The 18,047-nt window shown below is 60.7% G+C and carries 12 protein-coding genes; 4 read left to right on the top strand and 8 right to left on the bottom strand.

What is annotated here, in order from left to right; all coding sequences use genetic code 11:
* Nucleotides 1–31 precede the first annotated feature (31 nt).
* Nucleotides 32–1,399, top strand: coding sequence for an asparagine--tRNA ligase (gene asnS / locus Q9S52_RS04905; RefSeq protein WP_304708353.1), 1,368 nt, complete (start codon nt 32–34; stop codon nt 1,397–1,399).
* Between the two features lie 84 nt (nt 1,400–1,483).
* On the opposite strand, the gene Q9S52_RS04900 is transcribed toward asnS, so the two are convergent.
* Nucleotides 1,484–2,536 (bottom strand): branched-chain amino acid aminotransferase, encoded by a 1,053-nt coding sequence (locus Q9S52_RS04900; protein ID WP_304708352.1) that lies wholly within the window; start codon nt 2,534–2,536, stop codon nt 1,484–1,486.
* An 800-nt stretch (nt 2,537–3,336) separates the two neighbouring features.
* Nucleotides 3,337–4,833 (bottom strand): cysteine--tRNA ligase, encoded by a 1,497-nt coding sequence (gene cysS, locus Q9S52_RS04895; RefSeq protein ID WP_304708351.1) that lies wholly within the window; start codon nt 4,831–4,833, stop codon nt 3,337–3,339.
* Between the two features lie 70 nt (nt 4,834–4,903).
* On the opposite strand from cysS, the gene Q9S52_RS04890 reads away from it, so the two are divergent.
* A complete protein-coding gene (locus tag Q9S52_RS04890; RefSeq protein WP_304708350.1) occupies nt 4,904–6,628 on the top strand; it encodes a menaquinone biosynthesis decarboxylase in 1,725 nt (574 codons plus the stop codon).
* 1,263 nt (nt 6,629–7,891) lie between these two features.
* Nucleotides 7,892–8,992, top strand: a complete 1,101-nt coding sequence (gene hemW / locus Q9S52_RS04885; RefSeq protein ID WP_304708349.1) for a radical SAM family heme chaperone HemW — start codon at nt 7,892–7,894, stop codon at nt 8,990–8,992.
* Between the two features lie 17 nt (nt 8,993–9,009).
* Here hemW and Q9S52_RS04880 read toward each other — a convergent pair whose 3' ends face one another.
* The 6 genes from Q9S52_RS04880 to gmd form a co-directional block, all read right to left on the bottom strand.
* A complete protein-coding gene (locus tag Q9S52_RS04880) occupies nt 9,010–10,071 on the bottom strand; it encodes a 6-bladed beta-propeller (protein ID WP_304708348.1) in 1,062 nt (353 codons plus the stop codon).
* Between the two features lie 63 nt (nt 10,072–10,134).
* Nucleotides 10,135–10,392 carry an NVEALA domain-containing protein gene (locus Q9S52_RS04875; RefSeq protein WP_304708347.1) on the bottom strand — a complete coding sequence of 86 codons (258 nt, stop codon included), beginning with the start codon at nt 10,390–10,392 and terminating at the stop codon, nt 10,135–10,137.
* Nucleotides 10,393–10,623: 231 nt separating this feature from the next.
* Nucleotides 10,624–12,195, bottom strand: coding sequence for an OmpP1/FadL family transporter (locus Q9S52_RS04870; RefSeq protein ID WP_297628365.1), 1,572 nt, complete (start codon nt 12,193–12,195; stop codon nt 10,624–10,626).
* 63 nt (nt 12,196–12,258) lie between these two features.
* Entirely contained in the window at nt 12,259–13,572 is a 1,314-nt protein-coding gene (locus tag Q9S52_RS04865; protein WP_300727415.1) for a hypothetical protein, read from the bottom strand.
* 194 nt (nt 13,573–13,766) lie between these two features.
* Entirely contained in the window at nt 13,767–14,987 is a 1,221-nt protein-coding gene (locus tag Q9S52_RS04860) for an aminopeptidase C (RefSeq protein ID WP_297628360.1), read from the bottom strand.
* Nucleotides 14,988–15,011: 24 nt separating this feature from the next.
* Nucleotides 15,012–16,163, bottom strand: coding sequence for a GDP-mannose 4,6-dehydratase (gene gmd, locus Q9S52_RS04855; RefSeq protein ID WP_304708346.1), 1,152 nt, complete (start codon nt 16,161–16,163; stop codon nt 15,012–15,014).
* 228 nt (nt 16,164–16,391) lie between these two features.
* Here gmd and Q9S52_RS04850 point away from each other — a divergent pair, with 228 nt between their 5' ends.
* Entirely contained in the window at nt 16,392–17,390 is a 999-nt protein-coding gene (locus tag Q9S52_RS04850) for an aspartate-semialdehyde dehydrogenase (protein ID WP_297628356.1), read from the top strand.
* The last annotated feature ends 657 nt before the right edge of the window (nt 17,391–18,047 follow it).

Raw genomic sequence — 18,047 nt, 5'->3', positions numbered from 1 at the left:
CACGGAAGTCTAAAATAATACAGTACGAACCATGAGAATAGCAGAGTTGCTCGCCTCCGGCGAGCGGAACGTCGAAGTCGTGGCCAAAGGATGGGTACGCACCAAGCGCGGGAACAAGAACGTCGCCTTCATCGCCCTGAACGACGGCTCGACTATTCATAATATACAGGTCGTGGCCGACACCGCCGCCTTCGACGAAGCCTTGCTCAAAGAGATCACCACCGGCGCTTGTTTGAAAGTGACCGGCACGCTCGTCGACTCGCCCGCCTCGGGCCAGCCCGTCGAGATTCAGGCCCGGCAGATCGAAATCTACGGGACGGCAGATCCCGACAGCTATCCGTTGCAGAAAAAGGGGCACACCCTCGAATTTCTGCGCGAGATCGCCCATCTGCGGCCTCGTACCAATACCTTCGGCGCCGTGTTCCGGATTCGTCACGCCATGGCTTATGCCATCCACAAATATTTCAACGACCGGGGCTTCTACTATTGGAACTCGCCCCTGATCACCGCCTCCGATGCCGAAGGAGCGGGTGCGATGTTCCGCGTGACCACGCTGGCTCCGGGCGAGACCGACTTCAACGAAGACTTCTTCGGCCGTCCGACCAACCTGACCGTCTCCGGGCAGCTCGAAGGCGAGCTGGCGGCGATGGCCCTCGGACAGATCTATACCTTCGGGCCGACCTTCCGGGCCGAGAACTCCAATACCCCCCGGCACCTGGCCGAGTTCTGGATGGTCGAGCCCGAGATGGCCTTCTACGAGATCGAAGACAACATGAATCTGGCCGAAGATTTCATCAAATATCTGGTGAACTACGCGCTGGAACATTGCGCCGACGACCTCGCCTTCCTCGAAAAGATGTACGACAAGGAGCTGACCGAGCGGCTGCGGTTCGTAACCGCCAACGACTTCGTGCGGCTCACCTACACCGAGGGGATCCGGATACTGGAAGAGGCACGGGACGCGAAAGGGGTGAAATTCGAGTTCCCGGTCTTCTGGGGGGCCGATTTGGCGGCCGAGCATGAACGCTACCTCGTGGAACAGCATTTCAAACGTCCGGTGATTATGACCGACTACCCGAAAGAGATCAAGGCCTTCTATATGAAGCAGAACGACGACGGGCGGACAGTTCGTGGGATGGACGTGCTCTTCCCGAAGATCGGCGAGATCATCGGCGGTTCTGAGCGCGAGGCCGACTACGGCAAGTTAGTGGCCCGGATGGAAGAGATGGGCGTGCCGACCGACTCGATGCAGTGGTACCTCGACACCCGTCGTTTCGGGAGCGCGCCGCACAGCGGTTTCGGGCTGGGATTCGAGCGTCTGGTGCTCTTCGTGACCGGGATGACCAACATCCGGGACGTGATTCCGTTCCCGCGGACGCCGAAGAATGCGGAATTTTAGTTCCCGCTTGTATATGAAGAGGGGGCGGTTCCACTGGTGGTGGAGCCGCCCCTTCGCATATACAATCCTTTATGCCGAAACCGCCTATAAATCCAGCACCGTATTCCACCCGTGCCGATCCTCCACCTCTCCATGCTGGATCGCCACCAGTTCGTCGTACAGCTTCTTGCTCCACGTCCCCACCCCCTCGCCAAAGCGATAGGTTTTGCCGTCCGCCGGGTCGAAGATCGTCGAGACCGGCGTAATCACCGCCGCTGTCCCGCAGCAGCCCGCCTCGCTGAACGTATTGAGTTCGTCGAGCTCCACCTGCCGCGCTTCGACCTCCATGCCGAAATCCGCTGCAATCTGCCGCAGACTCTTGTTCGTAATGGAAGGCAGAATCGAATGCGACGCCGGCGTAATGTAATGCGCCCGTCCGCCCTCCGCCGCGTCGACCCGGATTCCGAAGAAGTTCGCCGCCCCGCACTCGTCAATGTAGCGATGCTGTGCCGGATCGAGATACAGCACGCTGTCATACCCCTTTTCGTGTCCTTCGAGCGCCGAAGTAAGGCTCGCACCGTAATTCCCCCCCGCCTTGGTATGTCCTGTTCCGAACGGCGCCGCCCGGTCGTGCGTGCGGTCGATAATCGCGCTGATCCCCTTCATCCCCCCGCTGTAGTACGGCCCTACCGGGCTCACGAACATCAGCAGCAGCGTCTCGCCGGCCGGCTTCACCCCTAACTGCGGCCCCGATCCGACGATCACCGGTCGGATATAGAGCGACCCGCCCGATTCGTAAGGCGGAATATACTCCTTGTTCAACGTCACGACGCGGGTGACCATTTCGCAGAACAGTTCGACGCTCGGCACCCCCATCCGCAGGTATTCCGCGGAGCTCTGCATCCGCCGGGCGTTTTCGTCCATCCGGAACACCCGCACCTTCCCGTCCGGGCAGCGAAACGCCTTCAGCCCTTCGAAAGCAGTCTGCCCGTAGTGGAAAGCCGTCGCCGCCATGTGCATCGTTACAGTCTCTTCGGCGTGTTCTTCGATCTCTCCCCATTGTCCGTCTCGGCAGTAGCATCGCACGTTCACAGGGGTTCTCGTGTATCCGAATTTGAGGTTATTCCAGTCGATTTCTTCCGGTTTCATATATCGCATGTTTTTATATCGTTCGCTTATCTGTGTCTACCCGCTGAAGAAAAGGTACCCAAAAGACTTTTACAGAGGTCGTCCCGTTGGGCCGACCACGTGTTCTCTCCGCCTTGTTTCGTTGGGCTGGGATTTTCAGGCGCGGACAAAAAATAAGGTCAAGACCCTGCGGCTCGTAGAGCCGCGCGGGCCGGAGCCACCCCCGGCACCAGCTTACGGCGGTCGCTGCGCTCCAAGAAGGGCGATTCCTCTCGGAATCGCGCTATTTGCTCTCAGTTCAAGCGGACGAAGCCTGCGGGGCCCACAGCAACGTCAGTTGCGGGCCTCCGCTGCGGGAGGCTTCGGCCCGCGCGACCCTAAAGGGTCGCAAGAGCACAGTTTTAAGCATTGCTCTGTGTCCGCCTCACTGCGGCTCCGCTGTTGCTCCGCCACTGCCGCTCAGCACCCGAAAGCTGGGCGTATCTGCTCTTAAACGTCGCCCGCGGCAATTCTCGCCGGATTGGCCGAGTGCCACCCGGCAGAATATGCCCTCTTAAGCGGGCGGGCGCCGGTGTTTGCGCGTTGTTCTTTGTTCGCGCGCCTTGCGGAAATCTTGTCAAAACGTGCCAGCACATTTTGACGATTTCCCTCTTAAGGCGTGGCGCGCGATCTGGTCATTGCTCCGGCTGGTACTGTTCTTTTTCTGAAGAAAAAGAACCAAAAAGACTTTCGACGGATGCTAACGCATCCTCAAGCTGCCGACGGCCCTGTTCTTTGGCCGTGTCTGCCGAATGTTTCCCGAGGTTAAAGCGCCGGAACCCTTGAACCCATCAATCCAGTTCCCAGTCCGCCCCGTCCTTGCGGTCTTTGACCCGGATGCCCAGCGCCGCCAGGCGGTCGCGGATCAAGTCCGACGTCGCCCAGTCCTTCGCCGCCTTCGCCTGCTGGCGCACCTCCAATATCATGTCGATCACCCCGCCTAATCGGTCGTTGCCGCCCGCGACAGGAGCCCCCCCGCCCTCCGCAGAGAGAGAGAGCCCCAGCAGCGTCCCCAACACCGTGTCGAATGCTGTGCGCAAAGTCTGCAAATCCTCCTCCGTCGCCGCCAGCGTCCCGTCGTTCAGCGCGTTGACATGCCGCACCCAGTCGAACAGTCGGGCGATCGCCACCGGACTGTTCAGGTCGTCGCACAACGCCTCCTCGCACTCGCCCAGTAAAGCCGAAGGAGATGGCATAGTAGAAGCCGCCGCAGGAGCGATGCGCCCCGAAGCCAAGAGATTCCACGCCTTCATCAGCCGTTCCAGCCCCTTTTGCGCCCCCTGCAACGCCTCATCGCTGAAATCCAGCGTCGACCGGTAGTGCGCCTGGAGGATAAAGAACCGGATCACCATCGGCGAATACGCCTGCGACAACAGCGCATGATCCCCCGTGAAGAACTGCTCCAGCGTGATGAAATTCCCTAAGGATTTCCCCATCTTCTGTCCCCCGATCGTCACCATGTTGTTGTGCACCCAATATCTGGCCGACGCATGTCCCAGCGCCGCCGTCGACTGCGCGATCTCGCACTCGTGGTGCGGGAACATCAGATCCATCCCCCCCCCGTGAATATCGAACGTCTCGCCCAGATACTTCGCCCCCATCGCCGAACACTCCATGTGCCACCCCGGAAAACCCTCGCTCCACGGACTCGGCCACCGCATGATATGCTCCGGCGCAGCCCGTTTCCACAGCGCGAAATCCGCCGGGAAACGCTTTTCCCCCTCATAGTCCTCCGACCGTCCCCCCGACTGCATGTCGTCCAGATTCCTGCCCGACAGTATCCCGTACTTGTTGCCATCCGCCACATACTTCCGCACATCGAAGTAGACCGACCCGTTGCTCACATACGCATACCCCGCGTCCAGAATCGCCTGCGTCATAGCAATCTGCTCGATGATATGTCCCGACGCGTGCGGTTCGATCGACGGCCGCAACACCCCCAGCCGATCCATAAACTCGTGGTACCGGTTGGTATAGTACTGCGCCACCTCCATCGGCTCCAGCTGCTCCAGCCGCGCCTTTTTCGCAATCTTGTCCTCCCCCGCGTCCGCATCGTTTTCCAAGTGCCCCACATCCGTGATGTTCCGCACATAACGCACCTTGTACCCCTCGTACCGCAGCAGCCGGAACAGCAGGTCGAACGTCACCGCCGGCCTCACATGCCCCAGGTGCGGATCGCCGTAGACCGTCGGCCCGCACACGTACATCCCCACAGCCGGTGCATGCAACGGCGCGAACTCCTCCTTGCGCCGGGTCAGGGTATTGTAAAGGTAGATCGGTTTGGCCATACTCGGAAACGGTGTAACGATTGAGACTATTTTACAAAAGTATTAATTTTGAACCACCAATGTATCGACCATGTACAAAAACTTGACGGAATACATCCGCGCCTTGGAGCAGGCCGGCGAACTGATCCGGATTCCCGTCCCCGTCGATCCCGTGCTGGAGATCGCCGAGCTGACCGACCGGCAGGCCAAGCAGCCCGGCGGAGGAAAGGCGCTGCTGTTCGAGCATACCGGCACCGGCTTCCCCGTGCTCACCAACCTGATGGGCTCCGAGCGGCGGATTTGCATGGCCCTCGGCGTCGAGCGGCTTTCGGAAGTCGGCGAACGGATCGAATCCCTCTTCTCCGACGCCCTGCGGCCCAAAGCGGGATGGATGGAGAAGCTCCGGATGCTGCCCCTGCTTGGCGAGGTGGCGCAGTGGATGCCGCGTAACGTCTCCCGCAAAGGCGAGTGTCAACAGGTGGTGCTGAAAGGCGAGGCGGCGGATTTGTCGAAACTGCCCGTGCTGAAATGCTGGCCCCACGACGGCGGTCGGTTCGTGACCCTGCCGTTGGTGCACACCGTCGATCCGGAGACCGGTGTGCGGAACGTCGGCATGTACCGGATGCAGGTATTCAATGCGCGCACTACGGGGATGCACTGGCATCGCCACAAGACCGGCGAGCGGCACTATCAGGAATATAAAAAGCGGGGCGAGCGGATGCCCGTGTCGGTCTGCCTCGGGGGCGATCCCGTCTACACCTACTGCGCCACCGCCCCGTTGCCCGACGGGATGGACGAGTACCTGTTGGCCGGATTTCTGCGTCGTCGTCCGGTCGAGCTGGTCGAGTGCCTGACCAACGACCTGCGGGTGCCTGCCGATTGCGACTTCGTGATCGAGGGGTATGTCGACCCGGCCGAGCCGAAGGCAGTCGAGGGCGATTTCGGCGACCATACGGGATTTTACTCCCTGAAAGACCTCTACCCGCAGTTCCATGTCACGTGTATCACCCACCGTCGCGATGCGGTGTGGCCGGCGACGCTGGTGGGTGTGCCGCCGATGGAGGATGCCTGGATTCAGCTGGCTACCGAGCGGATATTTCTTGCGCCGATCCGTTTGTCCGTAGCTCCGGAGGTGGTCGACCTGTGGATGCCTCCGGCGGGGGTGGCTCACAATTTGGCGGTGTGCGTGATCGAAAAGAGTTATGCGGGCCAGGCTTTCAAAGTGGCCCATGCGTTGTGGGGGGCAGGGCAGATGAGTTTCAATAAGTTTCTGGTGATGCTTTCGGCGGAAGATGCGGCAGACGTTTCGGGCGAGGGGTACCGCGAGGTGATCCGGGAGCGGCTTCATCGATTCGATCCGACTCGGGATGCGCTTTTTTCGCGAGGGGTGCTCGACGTGCTGGATCACTCGTCGCCGCAACTGGGATTCGGGGGCAAGTTGTGCCTCGATCTGACCCGCAAACTGGAAGAGGAGGGGGGCGAACGACCTCGGCGTGAGGAGATTCCGGTCGAGGTGGTGTGGGACGATTTTGTCGAGTCGGCGGGGCTGGAGTTCGAAGATTTGGTTTGGCTGGCGGCGGGGAATACCGATCCGGGACGGGATGTTTCGGTGACTTCGGCAGGCGTGTTGAGGCTGGATGCCCGGTTCAAGCCTTCGGAGGTGGAACGGGGCTGGCCGAACGTGGTGACGATGTCGCCGGATGTGATCGAGCGGGTGGACGTGCGTTGGTCGGAGTACGGTTTTAGCGGCGAACCCTTGCCATCTCCATCGCGCCGTTATCAGTCGTTGGTTCGTTCGGGCTCAGCGAAGCTCTGAGCGGCGCGAACGAAGAACGGGGTGAGGAATTGGGCCGAGGCTGCCCCTTCCGAGTGCCGGACCCAAGTAGCGAAGCGAGAGCACGTCGGCTTGTCGACGATGCCTCGCAAGCGCGAGGGAGACCGCAGGTCAACGCACCGCCCGCCCGGCGGCCGCGTTCGCGCCACGGCGGGCGGCCTTTATTACTTCAAAGTAATCGCGCCCCGCCTAAAGAAGCGATTCAACTATTTCTGCTCACTGCCGAAATAGTTGAATCGCGCAAGGCGCGCGGACAGAGATTAGGGCCGTCGGCAGTTTGAGGATGCGTTAGCATCCTTGAAAGTTTCTTTGGTTCTCTTTGTGAACAAAGAGAACAGTTTGAGGCGGGTCAAAGCTCTACCGCGCGCGATCGCTGAAGTAGGAAATCATTCAAACGCGTAATGCGCGTTTGAATAAGATTTCCGCCAGCACGCGGCCAAAGAACGGCGCGCGAAAACGCGGCGGAGCGAAAGCGGAGCCGCAGTGAGGCGGACACAGGGCCAGTGCTTTGGGCCGAGCTTCTGCGACTCGCAGAGTCGCGCAGTTCGCCGCCACCCCGCGCGGCGGATTGCAACTCGTCGGGGCTCGTTGCTGCTCTCCGCTGGCGGCGAACATCTGTAAATAGGGCGAGGACGAACCTCGCAGAATAGGGGCGGTTGAATGATGCGTTGCTTTTGCGACCTTTAGGTCGCCGGCCTCGTCGCCCAGGCGCGGAGCGCCTCGGGGGGGATGGGCGACAGGCCGAACCCGACAGAATTGAGGCGAGTTTAGAGCTGTGGGTTGGGCTGAACTGTTGCGAACTCGGAAGAATCAGGGCATTGCTTTGTCGGGTCGAAGCCTGCGGGGCCCAAAAGCAACGTCAGTTGCGGGCCTCCGCTGGGGGAGGCTTCGGCCCGCGCGGCTCTGCGAACCGCAGGGATTCAACTCAAATAGGGTAGAGGCGGCCCGGTTCGAGTGTTTCGTGTCCCTGTTTATTCCGAGAGGCAACGCAACTGAAGGCCGTAGGCGCGACCGTGCGCGTGGCAGGAACCTAGACCCTGCGTGCCGAACCACAAGAATCGACGTAGATACTGCTCACCAAAGCCGACCAGCAATAGCCGTGGCTGCCGACATCCACCAGTCCGCCATTGTCCCTCTCGCGGTAGCCCGGGGCGCGCCGCCCGGCACTCGAAAACCGGTTGTTTTCACCTCAAACCTCCGCCCCCCAAAATCTACCTCAAGAACAAAACCCCCAAGAGAGATTACATGTCCGGAATTTACATACACATCCCGTTTTGTCGCCAGCTCTGCCATTACTGCGACTTCCACCACAGCGCCTCCCTCGCTCGGAAAGGAGAGATGATCGAAGCCATCCGTCGCGAACTGGCCCGTCGCCGCGACGAAGTCGCCCCCCGGAGCGTCGAGACCCTCTATTTCGGCGGCGGCACCCCCTCCGTTTGCACCCCCGACGAGATCGCCCCGCTCGTCGCTCAGGTGCAGGAGCAGTGGGCCGTCGACCGGTTCGAAGAGGTGACCCTCGAAGCCAACCCCGACGACCTGACCCCCGGTTATCTTTCCGCCCTGCGCGACATCGGCATCGACCGCCTGAGCATCGGCGTGCAGTCGTTCCACGACCGACACCTCGAACGGATGAACCGCCGCCATACCGCCCGTGCCGCCGTCGAGGCCGTCGAAGCCGCCCATGCCGCCGGTTTCGAAAACCTGACGATCGACCTGATTTACGGCCTGCCCGGCATGACCCTGCGCGAGTGGCAAGAAGACCTGGCACAGGCCGTCGCCCTGCCCGTGCAGCATATTTCGGCCTACCACCTCACCGTCGAGCCCCGCACCGTTTTCGGCAAACAGGGGCTGGCCCCCGTCGAAGAGACCGTTTCCGAACAACACTTCTCCCTCCTGCGCGAGCGGTTGCAGTCCGCCGGTTTCGAACACTACGAAGTGTCGAACTTCGCCCGTCCCGGCTATCGGGCCCGCCATAATAGCGCCTATTGGCTCGGCGCGCCCTATCTGGGCGTCGGCCCCTCCGCCCACTCCTACGACGGCTCTCGGCGGCGGAGCTGGAACGTAGCCAGCAACCCGCTCTATCTGTCCGGGACTCCGCCCGAAGAGGAGCTCCTGACCGACACCGACCTTCAGAACGAATACCTGATGACCCGTCTGCGTACCGTCGACGGCCTTTCCACCGCCAAGTTTTCGGCCCGTTTCGGCGAAACGGAGACCCGCCGCCTCGAAACGCAATGTACGGTTTTCGAAGCAGCGGGCGATCTCTGTCGGACGCCGTTCGGCTGGGCCATCCCTCCGGCTCGGTGGTTGATTTCCGACTATGTGATTTCGCGTCTTTTCCGCTAATTGGGGTGGCTGCGATGCTACTCGACGGTGTAAAAGATGAGTACGGCGTTGTCGTTCTCGTCGAGGTCGAGGTCTTCGCGGTAGGGGGCGTATTCCGGCTCTTCCAAGAAGCGAGCGGCGTCTACCGAGGCGACGAAGCCCTGTTCCGTAGCGCAGGCGATCGGTTTGACAGCGATCGTCCCTTCGGCCGAAGCGATGCGCTGGGCGCCGGTGGCCGGATCGTAGTACCACGTGTACTCCTTACCGCTCAGCGAGAAGGTCATGCCCCACCAACGGTTGCTCGGGAAAAAGCTCGGGAAACAAACTTTATGATCGGCGGCCATTTGTTCGTCCGGATCAACGTCGTCCCAATCTCCCAGAGTACTGATATATTCCGCCGTTACGGTATGCGGCCCGAAATCGAGGTGGATGCGTTTTACGTCTGAGGAGTCGGGGCCGACTGTATAAATGTCCGAGGCGAAATCCGGAAAATAATAGAGTTGTCCGTTGGCTTCGGTAAACGGGAAAAGGGAGCTGATGGTAAATGTAGTTATCGGCAGGATGGGGGCAATGGTCTCATACCGAATTTTCCCGTCGCGGTCGGTAACGACCAGTGTCCCGGCTTCGTTATACGTAGACTGGGAGGCTATATAGTCTTCCATGACCGCTATGGCGTCTTCCTGAAAACCTACGTCGATACTTCTCAAATATTGACCGGAAAAAGAGTAGACCAGAATTTTTTCGCTTCGACCAGCCACTACGTATAGTTCGTCTTTGGTGGGCCAAAAATGGGATAAACTGATATATTCCTGCGGCCCGTGACCCACGCGGTCTACTTTCGAGAGGTATTTTCCGTTCGCGTCGAAGACCAGAATCTGTTGCATGTCCTGTACGAAGATGCGGGTGTCGGTCGTCCTCACCCGGAAGAACCGACCGTAAAGCGATTCGGAGTTCGTTTCGAGCGGGACGACTTTCTCGATCTTCCGGGTGGGCTCGGGGGCGTCGAAGTCGATGGTGATCTGTTCCGAGGCGGTCTGCTGCGGCTTGCTGCCGCAGGCGACCAGAAGTAATCCCCAAAGACTGAGGAAAAAGGGTCTCATCGTGATTGTCATTGAATTAAAACAAAAAGATTCCCTCACGAAGATAAGGGAATCTTGGAGGAATTAAAATTTGCAACGCCTACTTCCACCTGGTATACAGTCTTTTGAACCGTTGTTGTCAAGTTTTTTAACATACCATTCTCTTCGGTTTTGCAAATCAAGAATATCCTCCTCAAGATCAGCCATTGCTTCAATATTAGCTAAGGTCAGTGCCGACATTTCCGGCTGCTGGGTTTGAGCTTTCAGGTAGGTCATCACGGCTCCGCCGCAAATCAGGGCTGCGCCACCGGCAGCCAACAGGGCTTTGGTCATTTTCTTCATGACTTCAAAAATTAAAGGTAAATAAAAAGTGTGTCTTTCCGAAGGTTTTCAGAGAAATCGCACTTCAAATATAATCCAAAGAATCGAAGGCGGTAATATTTTGTTGAATTATTTTATAAATAAAATAATTCAACAACAATAGCTCTGTCAGTGGCAATAAAAAAAGGGGACTCGCGGTGAGTCCCCCTGTGGAAAATGGGTAGCGTGCAAGCCTCTTAAATCCCCTGAGCCTCAGAATCGGAACGCCATCGTCAGAATCACATTGTGATACCGCTCCTTCGTGTAGATCGTCCCCTCCGTAGCCACCCGATAGCCGTCTTCCGACGTGTAGTCGAACGGTTTGTACGGCATCCCGTTCGCCTTGCCGTAGACGTAAGCCAGATCGACGCTCACCGACCGGTTCCGGAAACCGATCCCGCCCGAAATCTGCTGATACTCGCCGAACGAAGCATAGGCATCGTCCCGATAGACCGACGTGCTGTAGCCGTACCCCGCCCGCAGGAAGAGCGACCGCGCCGGCTGGAACTCCACCCCTGCCCGGATCACATCCGTCGGCCCGTAGGTCTCCCCGATCCCCGTGTTGATGTCCCGATAGTCGTCCGACGTGTACTTCATGTGCTGATACCACGTCCGTTCGTAATCCACACTCACGATCCCCACCGTCCCGATCGTCGCCGATACCCCCGCCATCAGCCGCGACGGCGTCCGCATGCGATACTCCTGCCGCTGGATCGGCGTATCGCTGAAACCGTAGTCGTAGCCCCCGATCGAATGGGTGTAATTGACCGTCATGTCCGCCGCATATTCGTCCGTCATGCCGATCCACGTCGGCGAGTGGTAAGCCACCCCGATCCGCAGCCACGGCACCGGCCTCACCGTCGCCCCCACCTTCAGGTTGACCCCCACGCCCGACAGGTCGTAAGCCTGGTTGTAGTAAGTCGAGAGCAGCCCCACGTTATTCGCCGAAGTGATCTCCGAGTAGGTGTCCACGCGGCTGTAGTAGATGTCCTGAATCCCCAGCGTCGCCCCGATGTAGAAGATATCCTTGAAATTATATCCCCCGCTGATCGTATATTCGTTGATCGCCCCCGCCGTCCGGCGATACCACTCCGGAAAGAGCAGCGTTCCCTCCTGAATCATCCCCCGGGTGGTGTATTGCTGCGGCGGTTGCCCGTCTCCCCCCGTACCCGCCACCGGGTCGAAGAGCCCCGCCTGATAGCCCATGATCGCTCCCCACAAAGCCGGCGGATAGTCGTAGAAAGCTTTGTAGATGTCCTTTTCCGGCGCCCCGATCGTCGAAGCCGGGATGCCGTAGAGCTGTTCGACGAACATGTCGCCGATCGAGAACCCCTCGCCCAGCGCCGTCCGGTCGTCGAAGCTGATCGCCCGGCTGCGACCGTTGAAGTCCGCCAGACGGTTCATCCCGAAACCGATCGCGAAGTTGTTCCCCGCATAGACCATCGAGAAGTTCCCGATATTGGCCTTTACCCGGTTGAGGTGCTTGTCCAGATTCCCGTTCGGCGTTCGGTAGTCGGCCTCCTGTGCCGATATCCGGAGCCCGGGGCTCAATGCCAGTTCGCTTCGGCTGTACATCGCCATCCCCGCCGGGTTGAGGCTCATCGAGGCCCCGTCGGCCCCCAGCGAGGTGAAAGCCCCTCCCATCCCCGCCGTCCGGGCGGTGGCCAGTCCGAAGTTCTGGCGCGAAAAGAGGAGCAGCTCTTCGGGCCCCTGCGCCCGGGCCGCCGATACGGTCGCCAGCGCGCCCGCCGTCAGACAGGCGGAGAGTATGAGATTCCTTTTCATCGTCTTATCATGTCCGTTAGTTGATACGTCAGGTTGTGATGACCGGCGCTCGTTTCGGTCGGGTTACCGTCGCCGGTAGCCTCCTCCTCCGCCCGAGCCGCTTCCACCATAGCTGCCGCCCGCCGGTCGCGACGGCGATACCGCCGGCGTCCGGGTCGGTTCGGAGCGTTGCACCGAGCGTTGCGGCCGCTCGGCCGGTGTCGTGTTCGGACGGACTTCGCGCCGGTACGAACGATCCGTATTCACCGGTCTCCGGTAACCGTCGTTGCCGTTCACACCCGGTCGGGTCGTGCCTTGCGGCGTGTACTGGTTGTTGCTGCCGCCCGGTCGGATCGTCGCCGCCGGAGTGCCCGTCGTTGCCGGCCGCCGCGTACCGCCGCCTTGATTGATCGTTACGCCCGTGCCGTTGTCGTTGCGGCGATAGCCGCCCGAGTAGGTCGGCCTGCCCCCCGCTCCGTTCGGCCCGTTACCCGGTCGATAGGTCGGTCTTCCGGCCGGTCGGCCGTCTCCCCAGTAGATCGGTCTCGGTCTGCCCCCGCCGGGCCCGCCCCAAGCGGGCGGCGGCGGATAGTAGCCCGGCCCCCAGGCAGGCCCCCATCCAGGACCCCAGCCCCAGGAAGGGCCCCAATCCCAGGCGGGCCCCCATCCCCAGCTCCACGACGGCCCCCAGCTCCATGACGGGCCCCAATTCCAGCTCCAGCTCCAGTAAGGGCCGCCCCACGTGCCGTAATAATAGGAATTCCACCGCCACGGCCGGCTCCACGGCGAATACCAGTAAGCGTTCCACGGATCTGCCCATCCGCTCCCCGCCGAGACGTTCAGCGTGATGTTCACATTGCTCCGGCCGCTGCGGTCGTCGTCCCAGAGCTCCTTGGTGCGCAGCCGCGCAGAGGGGTCGCTCCCGTCGAAGAGGGCGGTGATGTAGGTCGGTTCGACCCACATGTCGTTACCGAACGTGATCACGTTGTAGAGATCCGGATCGTACCGGCCCGAGAGCGTCCGGTGGAAGCCCTCCATCAGCTTCCAATAGTCATCGTCCATCTCGCGGTAGTTGCGATAGGCCGAGATCCGGCGTTGCAGCGCGTCGTCGAACGACGTGACCAGTTCGTCCCGTTGCGTTCCCTGCGCCGCGGCAGTCGTCGGCGCCGCAGGCTGAGACGGCCTGTTCGGCGTCCACTGGGCCGGCATCTGTTGCGCCTGCCTCCGTTCGGACTCCGCGATCCGGGCCGCCCGGCGGTTCTCGCGGAGCTGCTGTTGCTCCGCCCGGCTCGCCCGCGTCGAACCGCGGTAGAGATCGTCCACGTAGCCTGCGTTCTGCGCCGCGACGCTGCCTGCCGTCCATCCGGCCAGAAGCAGCGGTATGAGGTATTTTTTCATAGCGGTAGTTGCGTTTTACTTCTTTGACGTGCGAAACGGCCCGAAGTTACATCGTCCCGGTCGGTCGGATCGGAAAAGATCCTCCGGCAATCGGCGTGCCAGAATGCGTCGGCCGGAAGACAAAAACGGGAGAGCGCCACACTCCCCCGTTCCGAAATGATCGGCCGCGCCTTTCCCGGCACACGACCGACATCCTATAGCCGGTCGAACCGTCCGGCGATCTCCTCCGGCACCGCCGCGCGATTGACCATGATATTCATCGTCTTGTACCGCACGTAAGGTTCCGAGACATAGAAGAATCCCTTGTACTTGCCCGTCTCGCCCCACGAGTTTTTGACCTTATAGAACTTATTGCCCCACTGGTCGTGCGCCGTCCCGACAATGACCATTCCGTGGTCGTCCGTCGTTTCGTAGTTGTCGAACGCCTCCTGACGCATCTCCTGCGTGATGGTCTTTTCCGGCATCGGCCCGGTGATCCGGCGCGACATCTTGGCCAGCTGTTCTTTGGTGAGCCCCGTCCAGTGCGCCATGTCCGAGCCTGCCACCTGTTCCGGCTTGTCCACCGGCACGATCGCGAAGCCTTCGTTGTAGCGGAATCCCTTTTCGCTCACGTCGGCCGACCAGTTCACCGCGTAGCCCTGCGCCAGCGCCGTGTCGATGATCCGGATCAGGTCGTCCACCGGCACATTGGCCGCCGGTTCCCACGCCCAGTTGTCCGGAATTTCGACCGCGAACCGCGTGTAGAACGGATGGTGGGTGAACGAGGTGAACGACACGAAATCGTCCGCCCGAATCCCCATCGCTTCGGCGAACGACTTCGGCGTATACTCCCTGCCCTTATAGACGAATTTCTCGGGGCATTCGCCCAGATAGGCGTCCAGAATGCCGTTCAGCCCCTCCTGCCACACCGGCGATAACGACCGATTCGGCGCCTTGATCACCGCTGCCATATACCCCGCCAGCACCGCATCCAGCTCACCGTGCCGGTGCACACTGTCCCGGCTGTACCGCAGTCCGGCGTAAGCCTCCTGCGGCACGATGCCGTGGTTGCGCAGGATGGTCAGCACGTCGTGCGTATTGGCCCCCGCCGAGAAAGCCGACGTCCCGTGCGTGCGGGCGTATTTGATCGCCTTGTCCAGGTAAGTGTGCCGCACGATCCACATCTCCGACAGGTTGAGCGTGTCTTTCCCCTGCCGCAGCGCCTCGCTTTCCAAAAGCCCCGTCCCGGCGAAGCTCCAGCAGGTGCCCGAGCTGCTCTGGTTGTCGATCGGCGTGACCGGCACCACCGTCACGTCCGTGAACACGTAAGCCGTATCGGCCTTTTGCGTCTTCTGTTTTTTCGCTTTCGGAGCGTCCGATGCCGAAACGAAGTTCATCGCCAGCACCGCCGTACAAACGGTAAGAATCGATTTCATGAAAGATTATGTATGAGAGTTTGGTTATTCGAAATAGCTGTTTACCGTGAATCCCCCTGCCCGCAGATAGGCATCGCGCTTGAAGAGCCGGATGTCCGACTCCACCATATCCGCCACCAACGCCGGCAAGTCGTACTTCGGCGTCCAGCCCAGCACCGTGCGCGATTTGGTCGCGTCCCCGATCAAAGCCTCCACCTCCGTCGGCCGGAAGTAGCGCGGGTCTACGCTCGCCACCCGCGAGCCGATCCGCCGTTCGATCGCCGCCAGGTATTCTTCGCCCACCGCTTCGGTAAATTTAGCCGCATCCACTGCCGCGATCGTCCCCACCTCGTCGATCCCCTCGCCCGAGAACTCGACCGTGATCCCCAGTTCGGCGAACGTCATCCGCAGGAACTCCCGGATCGAAGTCGTCACCCCCGTAGCGATCACATAGTCGTCCGGCCTCGGCTGTTGCAGAATCAGCCACATCGCCTCCACGTAGTCCTTGGCGTGCCCCCAGTCGCGAGTCGAGCCGAGGTTGCCCAGATAGGTCTGCTCCTGCATCCCCAGCGCGATGCGCGCCGCCGCCCGCGTGATCTTGCGCGTCACGAACGTCTCGCCCCGCACCGGCGATTCGTGGTTGAAGAGAATCCCGTTCGAGGCGTGCATCCCATAGGCCTCGCGGTAGTTGACCGTGATCCAGTAGGCGTAGAGCTTGGCACAGGCGTACGGCGACCGCGGATAGAACGGCGTCCGCTCCGATTGCGGCACCTCCTGCACCAGCCCGTAGAGCTCCGACGTGGAGGCCTGATAAATGCGCGTCTTCTCCGTCAGGCCCAGCAGCCGGATCGCTTCCAGGAGTCTTAGGGTGCCGATCCCGTCGGCGTTGGCCGTGTATTCCGGCGTGTCGAAACTGACCTTGACGTGGCTCATCGCCGCGAGGTTGTAGATCTCGTCGGGCTGCACCTCCTGAATGATCTTCGTGAGGTTCAGCGAGTCGGTCATGTCCCCGTAGTGGAGCACGAACCGCTGTCCGTCCACGTGCGGGTCTTCGTAGAGGTGGTCGATCCGTTCGGTATTGAACGACGAAGCTCGCCGCTTGATTCCGTGTACGACATATCCTTTCCGGAGCAGGAACTCGGCCAGATAGGCGCCGTCCTGCCCCGTGACTCCCGTGATGAGCGCAGTTTTCGACATAGCGATTGAATGGGTGATCGGGCGCGCCTCCGCCACACGCCCGCATGCAAAGATAAGGAACTATTTGCTTCCGGCGCGACGGGAAAATAATCGATTTCGGATAAATATGTTAAGAATTCAACAAACGTCCCTTTTTCGCACCGACCCGACCCGAAAAAACGTACCTTTGTCGCTCCGTCCGGACTTCGGACGGACTTTCAATCGGAACGAAAACAAAGACACACAGATATGAAAGTAGCAGTATTCGGCGCCACCGGTCTGGTGGGCGGACGCATGTTGGCGGTGCTTGCAGAGCGCAATTTTCCGGTCACGGAGCTGATTCCGATCGCCTCGGAGCGTTCGGCGGGTAAAAAGGTCTCGTTCGGCGGCCGCGAGTGGACGGTCGTGACTCCTCAGACAGGGCTGGAGATGAAGCCCGCGCTGGCGATCTTCTCGGCCGGCGGCCAGGTTTCGCTGGACTGGGCTCCCCGGTTCGCCGAAGCGGGGTGCTATGTGGTGGACAACAGCTCGGCCTGGCGGATGGATCCGACCAAAAAGCTGGTGATTCCCGAGATCAACGCCGACGTCCTGACCCCCGAAGACCGCATTATCGCCAACCCGAACTGTTCGACGATCCAGATGCTGATGGCCCTGGCGCCGATCTACCGGACGTACGGGATTCGCCGGATCGTGGTTTCGACCTATCAGGCGATTACGGGCACGGGGATGCGGGCTGTGACCCAGATGGAGAATGAACGGAACGGAGTGATGGACGGCCCGATGATCTATCCGCACGTGATCGACCGCAACTGCATCCCGCAGTGCGACTCGTTCACCGAAAACGGCTACACGAAGGAAGAGATGAAGCTGGTCAACGAGACCCACAAGATTTTCGGCGACGATTCGATTCTGGTCTCTCCGACAGCGATCCGCGTGCCGGTTGTGGGGGGCCACTCCGAGTCGATCAACGTCGAGACGGTGAAGGACTTTACCATCGAAGAGGTTCGCGCGCTGCTCGAACGGACTCCGGGGCTTGCGGTGGTGGACTGTCCCGAGCGGTCGGAGTACCCGATGGCGGTGACGGCCCAGCACCACGACGAAGTGTTCGTGGGACGCCTGCGTCGGGACATCTCGAACCCTCGGGCGATGAACATGTGGGTCGTGGCGGACAACCTTCGGAAAGGTGCTGCGACGAACGCGGTTCAGATCGCGCAGTATCTGTTGGCGAAAGGCTTTATCAAGGCGTAACGGTTTTTGGGCCTTTTTCAGACTATGCCGCCTCCGCGCTCTGTCGCGGCGGCGGCTTTTGTTTTGGGTCGCAGCGTCGTAGCGTGCCTTGGGGGATTTTGCGGGTAGACGGAGAATAGGGTAGAGGCTGCCCCTTCCGAGTGCCGGACCCGAGTAGCGAAGCGAGAGCACGTCGGCTTGTCGACGATGCCTCGCAAGCGCGAGGGAGACCGCAGGTCAACGCACCGCCCGCCCGGCGGCCGCGTTCGCGCCACGGCGGGCGGCCTTTATTACTTCAATGTAAACGCGCGCCTCGCCTAAAGAGGGAAATCGTCAAAATGTGCTGGCGCGTTTTGACGATTTCCCCAGGCGCGCGAACAAAGGGTTGAGCAAAGACGGTTCAAAGCCCATCCGCGCGCGACTGCTGGAGAAGGAAATCATTCAAACGCGTTGTTCGCGTTTGAATAAGATTTCCGCCAGCGCGCGGACAAAGAACGGGGGTAGAGGCTGCCAGTTGAAATGCGCCAGCATTTCCCGTCCACGGGACGTGGGGCCCGCGCGGCCCGAGCGCAGTACCCTCCCTTAGGGCAGCCGCGCGCCACGCCTAAAGAAGCGATTCAGCGATTTCGGCGGTAGCCGAATATAGATGAATCGCGCAAGGCGCGCGAAAACGCGGCG

It is taken from the genome of uncultured Rikenella sp. (genome assembly GCF_948810725.1).
In the GTDB taxonomy this organism is placed as follows: Bacteria; Bacteroidota; Bacteroidia; order Bacteroidales; family Rikenellaceae; genus Rikenella.
Note: the sequence above shows the minus strand (reverse complement) of the source record. Positions and strands in the feature narration are given on the sequence as shown.

What these genes read in the sequence shown, in the direction of transcription:
- asnS (WP_304708353.1), top strand. Translation starts at nt 32, where the DNA reads ATGAGAATAGCAGAGTTGCTCGCCTCCGGCGAGCGGAACGTCGAAGTC.
- Q9S52_RS04900 (WP_304708352.1), bottom strand. Translation starts at nt 2,536, where the DNA reads ATGCGATATATGAAACCGGAAGAAATCGACTGGAATAACCTCAAATTC.
- cysS (WP_304708351.1), bottom strand. Translation starts at nt 4,833, where the DNA reads ATGGCCAAACCGATCTACCTTTACAATACCCTGACCCGGCGCAAGGAG.
- Q9S52_RS04890 (WP_304708350.1), top strand. Translation starts at nt 4,904, where the DNA reads ATGTACAAAAACTTGACGGAATACATCCGCGCCTTGGAGCAGGCCGGC.
- hemW (WP_304708349.1), top strand. Translation starts at nt 7,892, where the DNA reads ATGTCCGGAATTTACATACACATCCCGTTTTGTCGCCAGCTCTGCCAT.
- Q9S52_RS04880 (WP_304708348.1), bottom strand. Translation starts at nt 10,071, where the DNA reads ATGAGACCCTTTTTCCTCAGTCTTTGGGGATTACTTCTGGTCGCCTGC.
- Q9S52_RS04875 (WP_304708347.1), bottom strand. Translation starts at nt 10,392, where the DNA reads ATGAAGAAAATGACCAAAGCCCTGTTGGCTGCCGGTGGCGCAGCCCTG.
- Q9S52_RS04870 (WP_297628365.1), bottom strand. Translation starts at nt 12,195, where the DNA reads ATGAAAAGGAATCTCATACTCTCCGCCTGTCTGACGGCGGGCGCGCTG.
- Q9S52_RS04865 (WP_300727415.1), bottom strand. Translation starts at nt 13,572, where the DNA reads ATGAAAAAATACCTCATACCGCTGCTTCTGGCCGGATGGACGGCAGGC.
- Q9S52_RS04860 (WP_297628360.1), bottom strand. Translation starts at nt 14,987, where the DNA reads ATGAAATCGATTCTTACCGTTTGTACGGCGGTGCTGGCGATGAACTTC.
- gmd (WP_304708346.1), bottom strand. Translation starts at nt 16,163, where the DNA reads ATGTCGAAAACTGCGCTCATCACGGGAGTCACGGGGCAGGACGGCGCC.
- Q9S52_RS04850 (WP_297628356.1), top strand. Translation starts at nt 16,392, where the DNA reads ATGAAAGTAGCAGTATTCGGCGCCACCGGTCTGGTGGGCGGACGCATG.